The sequence below is a fragment of the Paenibacillus sp. ACRRY genome (assembly GCF_022346995.1).
GTDB lineage: Bacteria > Bacillota > Bacilli > Paenibacillales > Paenibacillaceae > Paenibacillus.
The window spans coordinates 24,466-43,780 of the sequence record NZ_JAKRNM010000002.1 but is presented as its reverse complement, the minus strand read 5'-3'; the positions used below and the strand labels follow the sequence as shown (position 1 = coordinate 43,780).

16 protein-coding genes are annotated in these 19,315 nt (G+C 48.8%); 3 read left to right on the top strand and 13 right to left on the bottom strand.

Annotation, left to right across the window (positions count from 1 at the left end):
- The 3 genes from MH144_RS09435 to cymR all read right to left on the bottom strand — a co-directional run bounded on the left by MH144_RS09435 (position 1) and on the right by cymR (position 2,384).
- On the bottom strand, positions 1-522 hold the full coding sequence (locus tag MH144_RS09435) for a PRC-barrel domain-containing protein (RefSeq protein WP_095289518.1): 522 nt from the start codon (positions 520-522) through the stop codon (positions 1-3).
- A gap of 165 nt (positions 523-687) precedes the next feature.
- Complete coding sequence (locus MH144_RS09430; RefSeq protein ID WP_239299361.1) at positions 688-1,839, bottom strand: cysteine desulfurase family protein; 1,152 nt, start codon at positions 1,837-1,839, stop codon at positions 688-690.
- A gap of 125 nt (positions 1,840-1,964) precedes the next feature.
- Positions 1,965-2,384, bottom strand: a complete 420-nt coding sequence (gene cymR, locus MH144_RS09425) for a cysteine metabolism transcriptional regulator CymR (protein ID WP_076287765.1) — start codon at positions 2,382-2,384, stop codon at positions 1,965-1,967.
- A 315-nt stretch (positions 2,385-2,699) separates the two neighbouring features.
- Between cymR and mnmA the strand changes: the two genes are divergently transcribed.
- On the top strand, positions 2,700-3,824 hold the full coding sequence (gene mnmA, locus MH144_RS09420; RefSeq protein WP_141236692.1) for a tRNA 2-thiouridine(34) synthase MnmA: 1,125 nt from the start codon (positions 2,700-2,702) through the stop codon (positions 3,822-3,824).
- A 131-nt stretch (positions 3,825-3,955) separates the two neighbouring features.
- On the opposite strand, the gene crcB (MH144_RS09415) is transcribed toward mnmA, so the two are convergent.
- Genes crcB (MH144_RS09415) through MH144_RS09400 form a run of 4 tightly spaced genes read right to left on the bottom strand, consistent with a single transcriptional unit; the run spans position 3,956 to position 6,976 of the window.
- Positions 3,956-4,315, bottom strand: coding sequence for a fluoride efflux transporter CrcB (crcB, locus tag MH144_RS09415; RefSeq protein WP_239299359.1), 360 nt, complete (start codon positions 4,313-4,315; stop codon positions 3,956-3,958).
- Positions 4,312-4,710, bottom strand: coding sequence for a fluoride efflux transporter CrcB (crcB, locus tag MH144_RS09410; protein ID WP_239299357.1), 399 nt, complete (start codon positions 4,708-4,710; stop codon positions 4,312-4,314). The genes crcB (MH144_RS09415) and crcB (MH144_RS09410) overlap by 4 nt, the downstream gene beginning before the upstream one ends.
- Before the next feature lie 28 nt (positions 4,711-4,738).
- Positions 4,739-6,046, bottom strand: coding sequence for an AAA family ATPase (locus MH144_RS09405; RefSeq protein ID WP_183522171.1), 1,308 nt, complete (start codon positions 6,044-6,046; stop codon positions 4,739-4,741).
- A 42-nt stretch (positions 6,047-6,088) separates the two neighbouring features.
- Positions 6,089-6,976, bottom strand: coding sequence for a LysR family transcriptional regulator (locus tag MH144_RS09400; RefSeq protein ID WP_239300527.1), 888 nt, complete (start codon positions 6,974-6,976; stop codon positions 6,089-6,091).
- A 138-nt stretch (positions 6,977-7,114) separates the two neighbouring features.
- Between MH144_RS09400 and MH144_RS09395 the strand changes: the two genes are divergently transcribed.
- Both MH144_RS09395 and MH144_RS09390 read left to right on the top strand, forming a co-directional pair.
- The gene (locus MH144_RS09395) at positions 7,115-7,858 is read left to right on the top strand and encodes an SDR family NAD(P)-dependent oxidoreductase (RefSeq protein ID WP_239299355.1); all 744 of its coding nucleotides are present in this window, start codon (positions 7,115-7,117) and stop codon (positions 7,856-7,858) included.
- 59 nt (positions 7,859-7,917) lie between these two features.
- On the top strand, positions 7,918-8,793 hold the full coding sequence (locus MH144_RS09390; protein WP_481857344.1) for a DMT family transporter: 876 nt from the start codon (positions 7,918-7,920) through the stop codon (positions 8,791-8,793).
- 96 nt (positions 8,794-8,889) lie between these two features.
- Here the strand turns inward: MH144_RS09390 and MH144_RS09385 are convergent, their stop codons facing one another.
- From MH144_RS09385 to hisS, 6 genes are all read right to left on the bottom strand, one after another.
- Positions 8,890-11,076, bottom strand: coding sequence for a HelD family protein (locus tag MH144_RS09385; RefSeq protein WP_239299354.1), 2,187 nt, complete (start codon positions 11,074-11,076; stop codon positions 8,890-8,892).
- A gap of 177 nt (positions 11,077-11,253) precedes the next feature.
- Positions 11,254-13,065, bottom strand: a complete 1,812-nt coding sequence (locus MH144_RS09380) for an ABC transporter ATP-binding protein (protein WP_239299353.1) — start codon at positions 13,063-13,065, stop codon at positions 11,254-11,256.
- Positions 13,066-13,135: 70 nt separating this feature from the next.
- Positions 13,136-14,434: an NCS2 family permease gene (locus tag MH144_RS09375; RefSeq protein WP_239299352.1), complete on the bottom strand. Its 1,299-nt coding sequence runs from the start codon at positions 14,432-14,434 to the stop codon at positions 13,136-13,138.
- Between the two features lie 167 nt (positions 14,435-14,601).
- The gene (locus MH144_RS09370; protein ID WP_095289508.1) at positions 14,602-15,360 is read right to left on the bottom strand and encodes a tRNA threonylcarbamoyladenosine dehydratase; all 759 of its coding nucleotides are present in this window, start codon (positions 15,358-15,360) and stop codon (positions 14,602-14,604) included.
- Positions 15,361-15,378: 18 nt separating this feature from the next.
- Positions 15,379-17,157, bottom strand: a complete 1,779-nt coding sequence (aspS, locus tag MH144_RS09365; RefSeq protein WP_239299351.1) for an aspartate--tRNA ligase — start codon at positions 17,155-17,157, stop codon at positions 15,379-15,381.
- A gap of 214 nt (positions 17,158-17,371) precedes the next feature.
- The gene (hisS, locus tag MH144_RS09360) at positions 17,372-18,625 is read right to left on the bottom strand and encodes a histidine--tRNA ligase (RefSeq protein ID WP_095289506.1); all 1,254 of its coding nucleotides are present in this window, start codon (positions 18,623-18,625) and stop codon (positions 17,372-17,374) included.
- Between the last annotated feature and the right edge of the window lie 690 nt (positions 18,626-19,315).

The following is a 19,315-nucleotide window of genomic DNA, read 5'->3' as shown; positions in this document are numbered from 1 at the left end:
CTATCCATTAACAGAATGAATGGCATTTTCCAAGCGCTGCTCACTCAGTGGAGGCACCATAATGGCACTTTCCCCGATAGACATATCGCTTGTACATGGCAGCCATTTACGGCCCTCGATCAGATCGGACACAAAACCGTCCGTAATTTCAATCCCTATTATTGTATTTCCCAACTCTTGGTCAAAATAAACATCGGAGACTCGTCCAAGCAGCAAACCTTCTTCGGTCAGCACGGACATCTCTTTCAATTTAGACTGGCCAAGAAGATACGTGTGTTTTATGTCGTCGGCTCCCGTCTTGCGGACAGCCTGTTGATTACGGATCATGACGGCATCTTCGCCGTAGGCAACAATGTCTTGCCACTGCACGATTTTGACATGATTGGTAAACAGGCCTTTGTTCTCAAGTTCAATGCCTTCAATTTTCCAATCGTCACTAACAATGAAATCCTGGATTTTACCGACCTGTTTCCCGTCCTCGACATCAAAAACGGCTAGTCCGATCATTTCCTGAAGCTTCATCGCAGGGTCCTCCTCATCTTCTTATCATTAAATAGGCGCGGCGCTATTGCTAGGTATGCCCAAAGTTGATGAGTGGCAATCAGACGCCGATCATCAAAACCGCTTCTATCTAACCGATGAAATGGAACTTCTTCCCTCCTTTTGTTCCATGTGCAAAAGAGCCCCTTAGGGTCTATTACGCAGACGTTCAAGAATGGTTCCAATTTTTTCGGCGGTTTTCATGATTTCTTCCGTAGTATTACCCAATCCCCAGCTAAAACGAATCGCTGAATGCAAAAATGCCTCCGGCAGCATCATTGCTTTGAGTACATGAGATACTTCCAGAGAGCCTGATGTACAAGCAGAACCGCTCGCAACCGCGATGCCTTCCATATCCAGGTTCATTAACATGGTTTCTGTAGATACATCAGGAAAACTGATATTCAGAATGTTGGGAAGCGTATATTCGGGATGACCGTTCACGTGAAAATGGGCTTTGCCCACATGGATTTCCAGCTGTTTTAACAAAAGGTTCCGTAATTCCAGATCATGCTGACGATACGTCTCTGCTTGAGCTGTCGCAATGTTGAGTGCCTCTGCAAACCCGGCAATTCCTGCTATATTCTCCGTACCTGCTCGGCGCTGACGCTCTTGCAGTCCTCCATGGGATTTGGCTTCGAGTACAATGCCACGACGTACATAAAGTGCCCCTACGCCTTGGGGCCCATTAATTTTATGCGCAGAGAAACTGATCAAGTCAACCGGTAGATCTTTACAAGAGATATTTTGAGTGCCCAGAGCCTGCACTGCGTCGGTATGAAATAAAATCTGATGCTTCCGTGCCAGTTCTCCTATTTCGCGGATGGGCTGAATCGTTCCTACCTCGTTATTGGCAAGCATCATCGTAATCAGTACCGTATCCGGACGAATAGCCTCCTGAAGCTCATCCAAACTTATTCTTCCATGCTCATCTACAGGCAGATAGGTAACCTCATAACCTTGACGTTCAAGCTCCTGGCAGCTGTGAAGAACCGCATGATGTTCGATCACCGTTGTAATCACGTGTTTCCCCTGATCTTTTCGTGCAGAAACGGCGCCAAAGATTGCCAGATTATCACTTTCCGTGCCACCACTCGTAAATACAAGTTCATCCGGGAAACAGTCCAAGGAAGCCGCAATACTGTCCCTTGCTCCGCTAACCGTCCGCTTCGCATCCCGTCCAAAAGAATGTATGCTCGAAGCATTGCCATATTGACCTGTCATGACTTTCATCATCGCTTCCGCTACCTGCGGATGCATGGGCGTGGATGCAGCGTGGTCCAAATAAATTCTGTTCATTGAATTCACCCCGTTATATGTTAAAATTCCATATGATTCATTTGTATAAAATGTTGCTTTGCATGGCTAAAGCCCCCATAATGGGGGCTTTAGTGTGTGGCTGAATGTTCCGTAATCAACCTTGATCAGATATAGAACATGTAGCTGTCTTTTTGTTCCTGATCTTGGAATGTAATCAGGTCTTTGAGCGTTGTAGAATCAAGCACCTCTGCAATGCTGTCACGAATGCGCAGCCATAGATCCCGTTTGGCCGGATCATCTTCCTCGGTGAAGTCCACTGGGGAGATCGGACCCTCCAGTACACGAATCACGTCTCCTGCAGTCACTGTCGCTGGATCTCCTGCCAAGATATAACCGCCGTATGCTCCACGGATACTCTTAACGAGTCCGGCATTGCGCAGCGGTGCGATCAGCTGCTCCAGATAATGTTCCGAGAGCTGGTTGCGCTCCGCGATGCTTTTAAGGGATGTAGGGCCTTCGCCAGTTCTGGCTGCCAGCTCCATCATGATAGTTAGCCCATAACGGCCTTTTGTCGATATTTTCAAAGGAGTCACCTCTTTCAATTTTCAGAAAAACAATTAAACTATATACTTGGCGTGATTGAAGACCGTCTTTTCATGATCCGCCACAGCGGGATATGAATCATACAGATCTCATGCACGTAATCCTCCGTATTCCGATCATAACCCTCAGCTAATGTTATCATATCTGCAAGCTTTATGGAAAACAAAGATTGACGATATTCCAAATTGTGCGCCTGGAGTGGACACTATCCAAAATTGGCCGGGTGTATCGTAACTTGAGTCCGGTTATGCTAGAATAGAAACGAAACACATTTATATATAGAAATGGTGATAACGATGTCCAAAACAATTGAGAACACTCGGGTCGTCGTTGGCATGTCCGGAGGTGTCGATTCTTCCGTTACCGCCTTGCTGCTGAAAGAGCAGGGATACGATGTCATCGGCATTTTCATGAAAAACTGGGATGACACGGACGAATTCGGCCACTGTACCGCTGAGGAAGATTCAGAGGACGTTCGCCGGGTTTGTGAACAGATCGGCATTCCTTATTACACTGTCAACTTCGAGAAAGAGTACTTTGATAAAGTATTTACCTATTTCCTTGATGAATATAAGTCAGGTCGGACTCCAAATCCAGATGTCATGTGCAATCGCGAGATCAAATTTGGGGAATTCCTGAACAAGGCGCTTGATTTGGGCGCAGACTATGTTGCCACAGGGCACTATGCTCGCCTTATCGAAGAAGACGGCACGTTCAAACTGCTGCGAGGCGTGGATAGCAACAAGGACCAAACCTACTTCCTTAATGCACTAAGCCAGAACCAGCTATCCAAAGCGATGTTCCCGATCGGCCATCTTCCTAAACCGGAAGTACGGAAAATTGCTGAAGCGGCAGGTCTGTACACGGCTAAGAAAAAAGACAGCACAGGTGTATGCTTTATCGGCGAGCGCAACTTCAAGGAATTCCTGAGCAACTACCTTCCTGCCAAAGGCGGAGACATGGTTGATATTGTAACAGGTGAAGTAAAAGGCCGTCATGACGGACTGATGTATTACACCCTCGGACAGCGTCAAGGTCTGGGCATTGGCGGCTCCGGCAATGGTGAACCATGGTTCGTGGCAGATAAGGATCTGGAGAAAAACCAGCTGCTTGTGGTTCAAGGCGATGCGCACGCGAGCCTGTACTCAACAGGTTTAACGGCTACTGGCGTTAACTGGATTGCTGGTGCTGATCAAGTGCCTAACGTACCTTTCCGCTGCACCGCCAAATTCCGTTATCGTCAACCGGATCAAGGTGTTACTCTGACTTGGCAGGAAGATGGAAGCGTGGATGTACAGTTCGATCAACAACAAAAAGCGATTACGCCAGGACAAGCTGTTGTATTCTATGATGGTGATGTTTGTCTCGGCGGTGGCACGATTGATCAGGTTCAAAAAGTACCTGTACCAGCGATGCAATAATCAGGAAAGCCTCCAATATGTATAGATGATGTGGAATACCCTGTATTCCCATCATAAAAGCCATCTTTCATGTATACCATGAAGGATGGCTTTTTTCCTGCTTTTTCCTGAAAAACATTTAAAATTTTTGGTTAAGCCGTGAACCAAACGCCAGCAAAGGAGGCAGCTACACCCAGTAAAACGGAACTTACTACATATAGAATAGCTGATGGATAACGTTTCATGGTGAGCAAATGAATGGTTTCATACCCGAAGGTCGAGAACGTTGTATAGGCTCCGCAAAATCCGGTGCCCCACACAACCCAGAGTCCATCGGAGATCACTTCTGATTGATGCCATCCATATAACAAGCCCAAGAGCAGAGAACCGGTGATATTAATGATCCAGGTCCCCCATGGGATAGCTGTGCCCAATTTTCCTGAGATCCATCGCCCCAGACTGTAACGAAGGATGGCCCCTAATGTACCCGCAAGTCCAATCCAGATCATCATGCTGCACCATCCTGTGACGATTTCCCACGTATGAGCTGTCCAAGCTTGATTCCCAACGCACAGAGGAGCAAACCTGCGAGCAAACTCACCAATGTATACATAACAGCCTTCGCCCACATGCCGCCCTCGGATAGACGGACAATATCTAACGTAAACGTGGAAAACGTAGTAAATGCACCTGTAAATCCGGTGCCTATCGCAAGGCGAAGTTGTGGTGTTATTTTGTCTGGGACGGCGACGGTAAAGAACCAGCCTAAAAACAGGCTGCCTATCGCGTTAATCAGCAGTACTGCCCAAGGAAAGCCCACATTGGCAGCTGGTATCCCCAATTGAATGGCATATCGGGTCAGTGTACCCAGAAATCCGCCAGCGCCTATATACAGAAGCTCTTTCATGTTTTATGCATCTCCAGGGTCATCAATCTTACAGCTCTTTTCTCCGCTGTTGGTTCAGCCTGATTTTCGACTCATTGCCTTGCTCTGTTGCTTCATAAAATACTCTACGTGAGAGCTGTTTGGGCAGATATTCCTGCTTCACATAGTGCCCCGGATAGTTATGGGGGTATTGATAACCTTCATGTCCCAGCTTCACCGCTCCCGAATAATGGGTGTCCCTTAAATGGAGCGGTACCTCAGCCGACTTCACCTCATCGATTGCGCTCATTGCCTTCGATATGGCTGTGTATACCGCATTCGACTTCGGGCTCTCCACTGCGAATAAAATGGCCTGTGCAATATTCAGCTTCGCTTCCGGCCATCCGTTATTACGGTAGGCATCCAGCGCACCTATAGCCTGGGTCATCGCTTGTGGATTTGCCAGACCGATATCTTCGCTGCTCGCGGCAATCAGACGCCTGATAAATGTCATCGGGTCCATGCCAAGCTTCTCTACTGCGTACAAAAACCAGAATAATGCAGCATCACTGGAACCGCGAATGCTCTTGTGAAAAGCAGACAGCACATCATATTGCGTGGACTCATCTGCCTTCACAATCGGACGACGAATCGACTCCTCCGCAACGGCAAGCGTAATATGGATAGACCCATCCTTCTCAGGCGGTGTAGTCAGCGCAGCCAGCTCCAGAGCATTAAGGGCACGCCGAATGTCTCCATTGGCCATTGTCGCAATATGATCCAGGGCTTCGTCATCTGCCTGTAGTTCCATGAATCCAAGCCCTTTATCGGAATCAGCCAGCGCACGGCGCATCGCAATAAGCGAATGTGCCTTGTTCAGCGACTCGAGCTGAAAGAGGGTTGAACGGCTCATCAAGGCTCCATTTACATAGTGAAATGGATTCTCTGTCGTAGCACCGATAAATATGATGGTGCCCTTCTCCACTGCTGGCAGCAATGCATCCTGACGGGAGCTGTTGAAGCGGTGTACCTCATCCAGGAACAATATGGTTTTGGTTCCGTACAGCTGCTTGTTTGTCTGTGCCTGCTCGATCACTTCACGTACATCCTTCACCGAGGCGTCTACCGCATTCAGACGAACAAACTCCCCCTGTGTATGCTTGGAGATGATGTGGGCAAGCGTCGTCTTCCCACAGCCGGGAGGACCGTATAACAAGATTGACGAAATCTGGTCCGCTTCAATCGCACGCCGCAGCAGCTTACCTGGTCCAATAATATGTTCTTGTCCAATATATTCATCAAGATGCTCTGGTCGCATGCGATCAGCAAGCAGTCTTGCCTGGGGCTTGGAGTCCTGTTGAAACGAAAATAAATCCACTGCTTATCACTTCCTTAACGGATTACCTATCCTAAATTGGATCTAAACACCTGAATAATCTCTACTCTCTATCATATCATAATCCCGCGGCAGCATAGCCATAAATGCACCGAGCGCACTGCTGACAAACGCATCCTTGCGTGTAATAAAACGAGTCATCATCCGGCTCATGCCCGCGGGAAGTGAATGCTTGCGAAGCATGCCGCTATTCATCTGCTGACGAATAACAATCTCCGGTAACAATGAGATTCCCATCCCCGATGCTACGCCACTAATAATGGCTTCCAGCGTGCCAAATTCCATGATTATAGGGCGATTCACCCCGCAGGATAGCAACCACTCCTCTAACGTCTGGCGGTAGGAACACCCCATGCTGTAGACAAGTATCGGTTTACGAGTAAGCTCATCTTCTGGCATTACACCAGATGAAACCACAAACAGTTCTTCATCAAATACATCCAGGGACGCGATCTCGGGATGATCGCAGGCGCAACCAATAAATGCACCTTCCAATTCGTACCCGATAACTTGGTCTATTAGCGTTTGCGAATTCCCAGTAGTCAGTGACAAAGATACGTTGGGATATTGCCTATAATATTCTGCAAAAAGTTCAGGCAATCGCACCGCAGCTGCAGTCTGCGTAGAGCCTATTCGCAATGGACCCGATGGCACACTTGTCGCCCGAAGCGCCTTGGAAGCATCGTTCAGCATACCAATGATTTTATCTGCATAAGTCATTAGCATCTCTCCCGCTGGAGATAACGTCATTCCCCGGTTGTGACGAATGAACAGCTTGGTGCCCACCTCCGCTTCCAGATGTCTGATCCGGGCCGTGACGTTGGATTGCACATAGCCCAGCTTCGAAGCAGCTTTCGTCAAGTTGCCTTCCTGTGCCACACATTGAAATATTCGAAGATCTCCGCTCTCCATCTTATCCCTCACTTCTGACATCATTCAAAATGATGGCTAGTTCACTAACAATCATTATACTCCATGCGCAAACAGGACTACAATTCATGTAGATTCCAAACCAGTTCACTAGCTGGATGATGATAAGGAGTGTTCAACATGACATACTGGAACAACAGAGTAGCCTTAATTACAGGCGGCGGAACAGGCATAGGACGTGCGGTGTGTCTGCTGCTGGCTCAAAAGGGAGCGTTGGTCGCTGTCAACTACTCTCGCTCTCGGGATGCGGCAGAGGAAACGGTTCAACAGATCGTGGATGAAGGTGGTCAGGCATTCGCTGTTCAAGCCAACGTTGCTAGTGACACGGACGTCAGGCAGATGATAGCGACAGTTAACGAAATGTACGGCCCTATAACTGCCCTTGTTAACAATGCTGGAATCACCCGGCACATACCTCTGCAGGATCTGCAATCCGTTACGGAGGATGTTTGGAATGAACTGTATGATGTGAACGTGAAGGGCATGTTTTATTGCGCTCGTGCAGTAACGGAGGGAATGCAGCAGGCAGGCGGCGGCTCCATTGTGAACCTGGGCAGTATTGCGGGCAGCACAGGTTCGGGCTCCTCTCTCCCTTACGCGGTCTCCAAAGCGGCAGTTCACGGCCTGACCTTATCTCTTGCCCACGCACTCTCACCTCTCATTCGGGTGAATGCCATCGTCCCTGGCGCCGTTGCAACCCATTGGTGGGCCGGAAACGAGGAACGAATGAATCGTCTCGGTGGCTCGCTGTTATTACAGAGAATTTCCTCGCCTGAGGATATTGCGCACATGATATGTGCTGCACTTGAACAGCCATCCATGACCGGACAGCTGATTACCGTAGATGGCGGTCAGACGTTATGAGCCCTGATAATAAAGCTGGCAGCCAAGCGATGAAACCATTGAAATATACAATATGGATCTTGTTAACGACATTCATTATGGGTACTTCTTTTCCTGTCGGCAAAATCGGCATGTTGTATGCTCCACCGTTCCTGCTCATGGGCATGCGTTACGTACTGGCAGGTGGCCTGATGGCCTGGTTTCTACGGAAACGCCCTTTACCTGCAGGATGGCAAGCCTGGCTAAGAATCATTTTAATTGGCCTGTTCCAATCTGCTGGAGTGATGGGATGCGCCTACTACAGCATGAACTGGATTACATCCGGTGAATCTGCCATTCTTACCTTTACCAATCCGCTGCTGGTCATTATCATTAGTGCTTTATTGTACGGGTTAACGTATCGCTTCAGCCAATGGATGGGTGTTATCCTCGGCCTCGCGGGCATCCTGTTAACCTTTGGCTTGCAGATGAGTTTTAGTCCAGGAACCTGGATTGGAATCGGTGGTGCGGTCTGCTTCGCAGTCTCCACATTACTTATTAAACGCTGGGGTGATCGTTATGATACCTTTGTGCTTACCGCTTACCAAATGCTCGCTGGAGGCGCAGTGCTGCTCCTGCTAAGCGCATGTACTGAACAGCCTCACTTTATTGTGAACGCAGCTTCGGTCGCAGCGCTGCTCTGGTTGACGCTTGCTTGCTCCATAATCCAGTTCTCACTCTGGTTTTATTTGCTGCAGCATAGTGACCCCGCCCAAACCAGTTCTTATCTGTTTCTCACCCCGTTCTTTGGAGTATTGTCGAGCTGGATTTTACTGGGGGAACAGGTTCAGTGGTTCGTTGGTGCTGGCGGCATACTCATAGGTGTTGGTATTTTTCTGGTTAACCGTCGTTCATCTACAATGAAAACGAAAGACCATCCATCCGAACTCCATAGACATTCTTCTCCAGCAAGTTAAAGTTGTCATACAAAAATAAAAAAGGCATGCGCTTATGGGATTGGCCCATGAACGTCATGCCTTATATTTATTTATATCACAATGCTTAGCTTATACTTATTCGGTATCACTGTCCGGCCAACCCTGAATGGTTACCGGCTCGCCTTCCGAATGATGTGTTGCCGTCGCATAAGACGGCAGGTCACCTTCATGGAAGAGCCACAACTCGTGCAATGCCCTTGTACAGCCCACATACAGCAGCTTGGCATCACCCGCATTAGACAGATAATGCTGCTCATCCGCATCTGCCACAATAACCGCATCAAACTCTAGCCCCTTGGACAGATAGACAGGTAAAACGGAATGTCCTCCTGTGTACTGCTTTTTGCCGCCATCGATCAGGTTCAGGTCCCAGCCCGCATCCAGAAGTTCACGATGAAGTTCAACCGCTTCATGGAGGGTACGCGTCAGAATGGATACTGTTCGGTAGTCTTTCACCGTCAACAGCTTCAAAGCCCGATCAAGACTCTTCGTCCTTCCTTCACCCTCATAGGCTAATGTTCGAACCGGATCTCCGCTCCGGAATACAGGAATGGCTGTAATCCCGCTTCTGACCCCACGTTCCAGTATCGTATTGGCATAATCAATAATTTCCATGGTGGAACGATAGCTCCGGGTCAAGGCAAAATATGCATTCTGCTCGTCGGGGAACAGGGTGCTCATCTCTTCCCATGTATGAACCCCGCGATACTCATGAATGCCTTGGGACAAGTCACCCAGGATGGTGAAGGAATGTCCTTTGACAAACAGATCCAACAGAGCGACGTGGAATGGCGAGAAATCCTGAGCTTCATCAATCACGACATGATCGAATCGTTCCGTTCCTTCTATATCATGAATAAGTGTGTGAATATACACGAGTGCAGGCAGATCCTCTTCACGAATAACATCCTGCTTCAGATCTGCTGTCGTCTGCTTCATCACACCTTTGGGAATAAGACTGCTTAGTGAAGCAGGCACTGCGCCACCCTTAGCGGCCTTGAACAGCTGTTTATACAACGTAAGCGGTTCATATTGGGGCCACTTTTTGGCGTATGCTTTTTCACGCGTCGCTGCTTTCTTCTTGCGTTCTTTGCGCACGCTCTCGGGACAAGGCTTCTTGAGCTCCATTTCGATCCAGCGGTGGATCCGCGCCATCACGCGCTCCTTACGTTTAGCCAGTGGATAGTGCTTATATTCTTCGCTAAACCAGCTTTCGATCTCTGCCTTGCTAAGTACCGCACCGTCCCAGGGAGTGAAGTCCAGATCGGGTACCGATTCCTCCTCCATGCCTGACAGCCATTCCTGAATGAGTTTCATGAAGCGTACCGAGCCCTTATAGCGCCCAGGTACGTCATCATTCAATTCGGGACGTGCTTCCGGCGTTTCAAACCAGGTATTCAAAGTCTCCGACGTATCTGCCAGTGGCATCTCCAATCCCAGCAGATTCATCGCCCAATCCGGGAACGTGCGCTGCTGAATATCTCCAACACCGAGTTCCGGGAGTACATCCGAGATGTAATCGAGGAACATGTGGTTGGGTGCGAAGATAACCATCTTCTCCGCAGATACCTGCTCTTTGTACTGATACAGCAAAAAGGCCAGCCGGTGCAGGGCAACGGTTGTTTTTCCCGAACCCGCCACACCCTGGATGATCAAAGCCGTGTTCCTTGCGGCACGAATGATCTGATCCTGTTCTGCCTGAATGGTGGATACGATGTCACGAAGCTTGTTATCCTTGTTCTCTCCCAGCCGATAGACGAGAAACTCATCCGATACGGCCGGCTGATCGCTATCCCGGTTATATGTATCCGCAACACGCTCCAATATCCGCTGCCGGATAACCACGTTGCGTTTCAGATAGACCAGGCCTTCAATCAAACCTTCCGGTGCATCGTAGGTTGCGGAGGCTTCCCCTCCCGTAAATGAGTAAAACAGGCTCGCGACCGGAGCACGCCAATCGATGACGAGCGGATGCTCTCCCACCTCTTCGCGGTCTACGCCGACTTTGCCAATGTACAGCGGCTTCCGTTCCCCGCTGCCCTGTTCTTCGAAATCCAAGCGTCCGAAATAGGGTTGCTGCGCGCTCTTGGACAAGGCGGTGCGGCGCTCTTCGCGTCCGGCTTCCAGCACTTGTTCGGTGAAATCGTGGCCAGTATATACCGGTATATTCTTCAGCCGCTCCAGCTGACGATCCACTTCCTCCATCGTTCGCTCTAACCTGTACTCTTCTTCTTGATAGGCACTTTGAAAGCTGTCTGACATATTTCAGTTACCTCCTAAGAATTATGTTTGCTCTGCATAGCCAATCTGACGACACAAAAGGATACCCACTATATCATATTGAATGGCAAAAAGCTACAGCTAACAGGACGAAAAGACAAATGAACCGCTGTTCCCGTCCCTTTAAGACGAGAGAACAACGGTTCACATCGTTATCAATTAATACTCCTCGGGCTCTGGCTTCCCATCTTGTGCCACAAACTGTTTCTGAGCCAGCTCACGATATACCGGATGCGTGCTGATTAGCTCTGCATGTGTACCCGTCCCGGTGACATGGCCCTGCTCCAGTACCACAATCTGATCCGAATCCACGACTGTAGACAAACGATGCGCAATTACAACGGTTGTCCGTCCCTCCATCAAATTCGAAAGGGCTTGCTGCACTTCATGTTCCGAAGTACTGTCCAGACTGGACGTTGCCTCATCAAGCATGAGGATATCCGGACTGCGCAGCAGTGCCCTGGCTATGGCAATGCGCTGACGCTGACCGCCCGAAAGCTTGATTCCACGTTCCCCCACCTCGGTCTCGTAACCTTGGGGCAAGTTATCAATAAATGTGGAGGAATATGCCATGTCTGCGGCATGCCGGATCTCGTCCATACTTGCTTCTCGTCCAAGCCCATAGGTAATGTTGTCCTTGATGGTACCTGCCATTAGCGGACTCTCCTGTGAAACATATCCGATCTTGCTGCGCCAGGAAGCGAGCGTATAATCCCTTATATCCTGTCCACCGTAGGTTATGTTACCCGAACCGGGAAGGTAAAACTGCTCAAGCAGCGAGAATAGGGTTGATTTACCGCTGCCGCTCGGACCGACAATCGCCGTCACTCTACGCGCTGGAACGGTCAGTTGAATGCCATGCAGTACTTCTTCACCTGTGACATAGGAGAAATGCAGGTTATTGAATGCAATCGTCTCGTTGCCCTTTGGAGCTGACTTCACACTGTGTCTTGGTTCTTCTTCATGTGCAAGAATAGCCTGAATGCGTTCGGTTGCACCGACCACTTTTTGCAAGCGCGAATACAGTGTCGTGAACTGCCCCATCGGCATAATAACCTGAAACAGCAGCAGGATAAAGGCCACCAGTTCCCCGGGTGATAACATCCCGGATGCTACCCGCATACCGCCAACCCCCAGAATAACAACCAATACAGCGGTCATGACAAAGGTAAAGAGCGGTCCGATCAACGCCAGAATTCTTGCCTCCTGCAAACCAAAAGCGAACATTTTGCCAATTCGGGAATGTCCCGCTTCCGCCTCCTGTTTTTCGGTACCATATGCTTTTACCAATCGAATCTCGCCAATAACCTGGCTCAGCACGGAAGTGAGGCCAGCCATCTCATCCTGCTGCTTTTTGGAGATTTTGTACATTTTACGTCCAACGGGCAGCAGAATCAGCAGCGTTAACGGTACCAAGCTCAGAATGATGAGTGACATGACCCAATCCAGATAGAATAGCAGAGCCACCCCGCCCACCACCGCAACGATATTGGATACAAAGGAGACCAGATAATCGGCAATCAGCGTCATGATTTGGCTTGTATCATTAGTGATACGGCTCATCGTATCCCCTGTACGATTACGATCAAAATACGGCATTGGCAGGGATAACACTTTGTTCCACAGCTTCGTTCGCAGCGTTGCAACCACGCGTTGTCCTGCATAATTCAACATATAGATGCTGATGCCTGAAGCAATCGCCTGAATGACAAAAGCGCCAAGCAGCAGAAAAATGACGGATTTATTAAGTGCAGACATCGTTAGTCCATCAACCAGCCCTTTGGTCATCAGTGGGACAATTAACCCGGCCGTAGTCTGAATGAGGGTCAGAATCAATGCGACGATCAAAATGAGTTTGGGAGGTTCTGTGGAAGCAATCAGCTTCACGAAATCTTTAAATCCTTTTTTCCCAAGCTTCGGTTCAACCCGGTCCGTCTGTTTCGTCTGTTTCGTCAGTTCCTTCTCTTCCATTCCCCGTTCCTCCGTTCTCCACCTGTTCACTAGCCATCACACGAATGATTTCTCCGTACGTCCCAACTGATTACAATACGCCATGCAGTACAAAGTTGGCCAGAAACAGAATGGCAATGCCATACATGACCACGGGCACCTGTTTCCCCTGACCTGCGGCCAGCTTCGCCAGTGGATAGGCAATGAAACCAAACGCCATGCCGTCCACAATGCTATACGTAAAGGGAATCATCACCATAATAAGAAATGCCGGGAATGCCTCTGTAAAGTCACCAAAGTCCATATCCTTCACACCTTGCACCATCAAACCGCCAATGATGATCAAAATGGGTGCTATTGCACTGTCTGGAATATACCCTAGCAGCGGAATGAAGAAAAAAGTGGCCCCGAACAATACGGCTGTAACGAGCGGTGTCAAGCCCGTGCGTCCGCCTGCTGCAATCCCGGCCGTGGTCTCTGCCGCAGCTACAGGAGGACTGCTCCCGAATATACCTGCCAATACCGTACTGATCGACAGAGCGCGCAGGCTGCCTTTGAAACGCTGCGGGCGACCAATCATTTGCGTCTGAGCGGTAATCAATCCGATATTCTCGAATACCACAATCAGTAGCAGCAAAAAGACAGCAATCCAGAACGCCACATCTGCCAGCTTCATAAGAGACAATTCGCCAAACAACCCGCCGTATTGACGCAGCGCTTCCATCGCGGACACTGGTTCACCTGGATTCACTGCACCTAGCACATAGGCAAGTCCAGTGCCGATCAAAATACTGATGAGAAGCCCGCCCTGAATATTACGTATGAATAGAATCACGGCAAGCACCAGTGTTACACAGGCCGTAATGACATTGGGATCATTGAAATGCCCAATCGCTACAAACGTGGTCTGATGAGCGATAACAATTCCGCTTTTTTGCAAACCAATAAAGGTCAAAAACAAGCCAATTCCCACCGTAATTCCATGCTGCAGGTTCTTCGGTATGGCCTCGCTAATCAATTTATATAGTGATGTAAATGCAACGATTGCAAATAGTACACCTGTAACGGCCACCACGGCCAGTGCTTCCTGCCAGCTCAGCTTCATGGAATGTACGAGTGTGTACGTAAAAAATGCATTGATCCCCATTCCGGGTACAACCACAATAGGTGACTTACCTCCGAATGCCATCAGCAAGCAACCCGCAATAGACGTCAGCAGTGTGCCTACCATCGCTGCCTGTAAAGGCATGCCGGCATCTGCCAGAATTGTAGCATTGACCATCACGATATAAACGACAGCAAAATAGGAGATGGCTCCCGCCACAATCTCTTTTTTCCACTGGTCCCCCGGCTCCACACCGAGACGTCTGGTCATCCAACCTTGTTTCATCCGTTCTGTTCCCCTCTCTCTATGTACACTGCCATTTCTCTATATATTTATCATCATTTCGCGCAGCACCACATATCATACACGGTTTTGAGATTGAAGTACATCACGTGATGACTATAAAAAAAGCGCAGGCGCCTTGTAGGCACCTACGCTTTTTGCTCAACAGGTTACTGTTGTTTTTTCGCTGCATTTTCAATCAATTCCTTGACTGCCACACTGACCATGATCAGGCCAGCTACCGGAGGAACAAACGCGTTGCTCGCTGGAGGCTGTTTCGCCTTGCGAATTTCCGGTGCGTTCTCAGGAACGATCTTTTGAGTAACATCTTCACGCGGCTTTAATGGCTCCTCGGTAGAAAAGACCACTTTGACCCCTTTTTTGATGCCTTCTTTGCGCAGTTTTGTGCGAACCACACGGGCAATCGGGTCCATGGACGTTTTGGAAATATCCGCAACCTGGAATTTCGTAGGGTCCATTTTGTTCGCCGCACCCATGCTGGAGATCACCGGAATTTTACGTTTGAGGCATTCCTTGATGAGATGGATTTTGTAGATGATCGTGTCAGATGCATCCAGGACATAATCCAGTTCATATTTAAAGAGTTCCTCATACGTTTCTTCCGTGTAAAACATGTTCAAGGCGATGGCATCAATCTCAGGGTTAATGAGCTTGACCCGGTCCACCATCAGATCGGCTTTTTTCTGACCAACGGTCGTGGTCAACGCGTGAATCTGGCGGTTAACGTTGGTGATGTCCACCACATCCTTATCGATCAGGATGATGCGTCCAACCCCGCTGCGAGCAAGGGCTTCAACGGCTATGCCGCCCACGCCGCCAATACCAAGCACGGCAACTGTACTATTTTTCAAAGCATCCAGACCTTCAGGTCCGATTGCCAGCTCTGTTCTTGAAAATTGATGGAGCATTGAGAATCGATGCCTCCTTTATTTCTTTTCCGCCACCGGTTTACGGGCTACACGGATATGAAGTTGTTCCAACTGGGCTCCGTCCACTTCAGAAGGTGCGTTCATGAGCAGATCGGTTGCACTTGCCGTTTTCGGGAAGGCAATGGTTTCACGCAGGTTTGTACGGCCTGCCAGCAGCATAACGAGACGGTCAAGACCAAAGGCGATACCGCCATGTGGTGGAGTTCCGTATTCGAAGGCTTCAAGCAGATAACCGAATTTCTCATTGGATACTTCAGGAGAAAGTCCAAGGGCTGCAAACATTTTCTCTTGCACGTCACGTTTGTAGATACGCATTGAACCGCCACCTACTTCATAACCATTCAGAACAAGGTCATAAGCTTGAGCACGAATCGCACCCGGATCAGTATCGAACAGAGCAACATCTTCGTCTTTTGGACGAGTGAACGGGTGATGTTCTGCCACGTAACGCTTCGCATCTTCATCATATCCAAGAAGTGGGAAGTCCACAACCCAGGCAAATTTGAATTTGCTGTCATCGATCAGACAAAGTTGACGACCAATTTTCAAACGCAGTGCACCCAGAACGTCTGCAACCACTTTTTTGTTGTCGGCAGAGAAGAGCAGCAAGTCGCCTTCTTCAGCGCCAGTGCGTTCTTTCACCGCTTCAATCTCTTCCGGTGTAAAGAATTTCACGATTGGGCCTTTGAATTCGCCGTCTTTCACTTGAATCCACGCCAGACCTTTTGCACCGTAACGTGCTGCGAATGGTCCGAGATCGTCGATCTCTTTGCGGCTCCACGTGCCACACCCTTTAGCATTCAGCACTTTCACTTCTCCACCTTTTTCGATGACAGAAGCAAAGACTTTCACACCACTGTTCGCTACGATATCGTTCATTTCCACCAGCTCCATGCCAAAGCGCAGATCCGGCTTGTCTGAACCGTATTTACCCATCGCATCTGCATACGTAATCCGCTGGAATGGCAGCTCAAGCTCAATGCCTTTCGTTTCACGCAGCAATTTGGCCATCAGCTCTTCCATCATTGGCAGCAGGTCATCCTGTTCCAGGAAGGATGTCTCGATGTCGACTTGTGTGAACTCAGGTTGACGGTCTGCACGCAGATCCTCATCCCGGAAACAGCGGGCGATTTGATAATAACGCTCAAGTCCGCCGACCATCAGCAATTGTTTGTAGATTTGCGGAGATTGCGGCAGGGCGAAGAATTCACCTTCATGCACACGGCTTGGTACGAGATAGTCACGCGCACCTTCCGGGGAGCTCTTCGTAAGAATCGGTGTTTCCACTTCAACAAACTCTTCCCCATCCAGGTAGTCACGGAATACTTTGGACGCTTTGGAACGCAATTTCAGTGTTTCGTACATTTCCGGACGACGCAGATCCAGATAACGATATTTCAAGCGAAGGGACTCATCAACTTCCACACCATCTTCAATGAAGAATGGCGGTGTTTTTGCCGCGTTCAGCACTTCGATTTCCGTAATCTGAACTTCAATTTCACCTGTAGGCAGGTTTTTGTTCACGGTCTCTTCATCACGTTTAACCACTTTACCTGATACGGCGATAACATACTCACTACGTACCCGGTCAGCAATTTGCAGAGCTTCGCCGGAGTAAGCCGGGTTAAATACCACTTGTACAATACCGCTGCGGTCACGCAGATCGATAAACAGTACGCCCCCCAGGTCACGGCGGGTCTGTACCCAGCCGTTCAATGTTACGGTTTCGCCGATGTGTGCGGTCGTTAACGCGCCGCAATGATGACTTCTTTTCATAACCAAACTCCTCTTATGTGAATTTCCGTTCTGTGCAAGTAGGCCAAGACCATTACTTTCACAGCGCGGTTGCGTGAAGACGATGTATTGAAAGGCGTTGTACTTACGGGAGCTGTACCATTTTTGGGCAAAATCTAGGTTGAATGGCTTCCAGGCCCCGTAAAGCTGCCGAATCATATTGATATTAAATTTAACTTACCTGGCTTGTTCGATCTTATTTGGCTCCCTGAATGGTTGCAATCAGCTCTTCCAGTTTTACGGTTTGCTGTTCACCTGTATCCATTGCCTTGAGTGCAATCTCCCCGCGTTCGAGCTCATCATCGCCAAGAATTGCCGTATAACGGGCCTTGTAACGATCCGCTGACTTCATTTGAGCTTTCATCTTGCGCCCCAGATAATCACGTTCACCTGAGAGACCAGACTGACGAAGTTTGAACAACAGACGGTTTACTTCCCGATCTGCTGCTTCTCCAAGGGCAACAAAGTACACATCAAGCGGGGTGAGGGCACTTACATCAATGTTTTGGTGTTCCAGTATCAGTTGAATACGTTCCAGACCGATACCAAAACCGATGCCCGGTTGATCCGGTCCGCCGATGTCCCCAACGAGGCCGTTATATCTGCCACCGCCACCTACGGTATCAATGGCACCAATCCCCTGTGCCTTTAGTTCAAATGCTGTCATGGTGTAATAATCAAGTCCGCGCACAAGACGCGTGTTCACTTCATAATCCACCCCGAAATCATCCAGGAATCCTTGAACTTTGGCAAAGTGGTTCGTTGCTTCCTCGTCCAGGCTATCCAGAATGGAAGGGGCACCGACAAATTTGTCCTGATCCACCTTACAATCGAGGACGCGAAGCGGGTTGCGTTCCATGCGATTTTGGCAATCCTTGCACAAGGTATCCTTCATCGGTCTCAGGAAGCCCAGCAGCTCTTCACGATAAGCAGCACGGCTTGCCGCATTACCAACCGAGTTTACTTCAACTTTGACATCCTTCAACCCCAGTTCAACACAGAACTGATAACCAAGTGCAATAACCTCTGCATCGATTGCCGGATCTACTGCTCCGAATGCCTCTACCCCGAACTGGTGGAACTGGCGCTGGCGTCCTGCTTGCGGACGCTCATAACGAAACATGGGACCTACATAATAAAGCTTCGTGACATCTGGCTCCCCATACAGCTTATTCTCTACAAAAGCACGTACAACACCGGCGGTTCCTTCCGGGCGAAGCGTCATGCTGCGATCACCCTTGTCCTTGAACGTGTACATTTCTTTTTCAACGATGTCGGTTGTTTCACCTACCCCTCGCTCAAACAGTGAAGTCTGTTCGAAAATGGGTGTGCGGATCTCCCGATAATTAAAACGGCGACACAGATCCTTAATTTTCTCTTCGACAAACTGCCATTTCTCCACTACGCCAGGCAGCAAATCCTGTGTTCCCGTTGGTTTCTGAAAAGCCATCTTTCATCCCTCCAGCTTCTATTTTCTCTATATAACAAAAAAATCCCTCGCCCTGTCGCTGCATACAGCAAACAAAGGGACGAGAGATTGTGTTTATACATTCACCCGTGGTACCACCCACATTCCGGAACTCCTGACACTTTCGCCGTTCAGGTGATCATCTGATTATCAAGGACTGCCTTGCTGCAATCCGATCAGACCATCGTTCCGCTCTACGTGTAACGCACGTCCTGCGCAGGCCGGCTAATGGCTATCAGAATCTTCTCTGATGTGTTCGCCGTCTGTTCTCGGGGAAGTCATTCGTCCGCTCATCAAGAGAATCCTTACAGCCAAGGGATTCCTCTCTGTTCATGTGGGCACGGAGTACTTGGTCCCGTCATCAAATCAGTAATATAATTCAAGAAAACGACTGATATTGACTTTAGTCAACATATTATTTTCTGATTGTAATGAACCGCAGTACTAAAGTCAAGGGCTAACATCAAAAGACAGCAAAAAAAAGCCTGCACACGGTGTGCAGGCTCAAAGGATATATAAAAAAAGGGGGTCATGCTTGTTATTATAAACGCCCTATGTTAAAGCCTTATGTAACTAATATTACAGTAATATTACAAAAATGATAGCGCTTTAATATTATAAAAGTAAACTTATAGAGAAGAGCCCTTGCGATCGCGCTGACACGAAATGAAG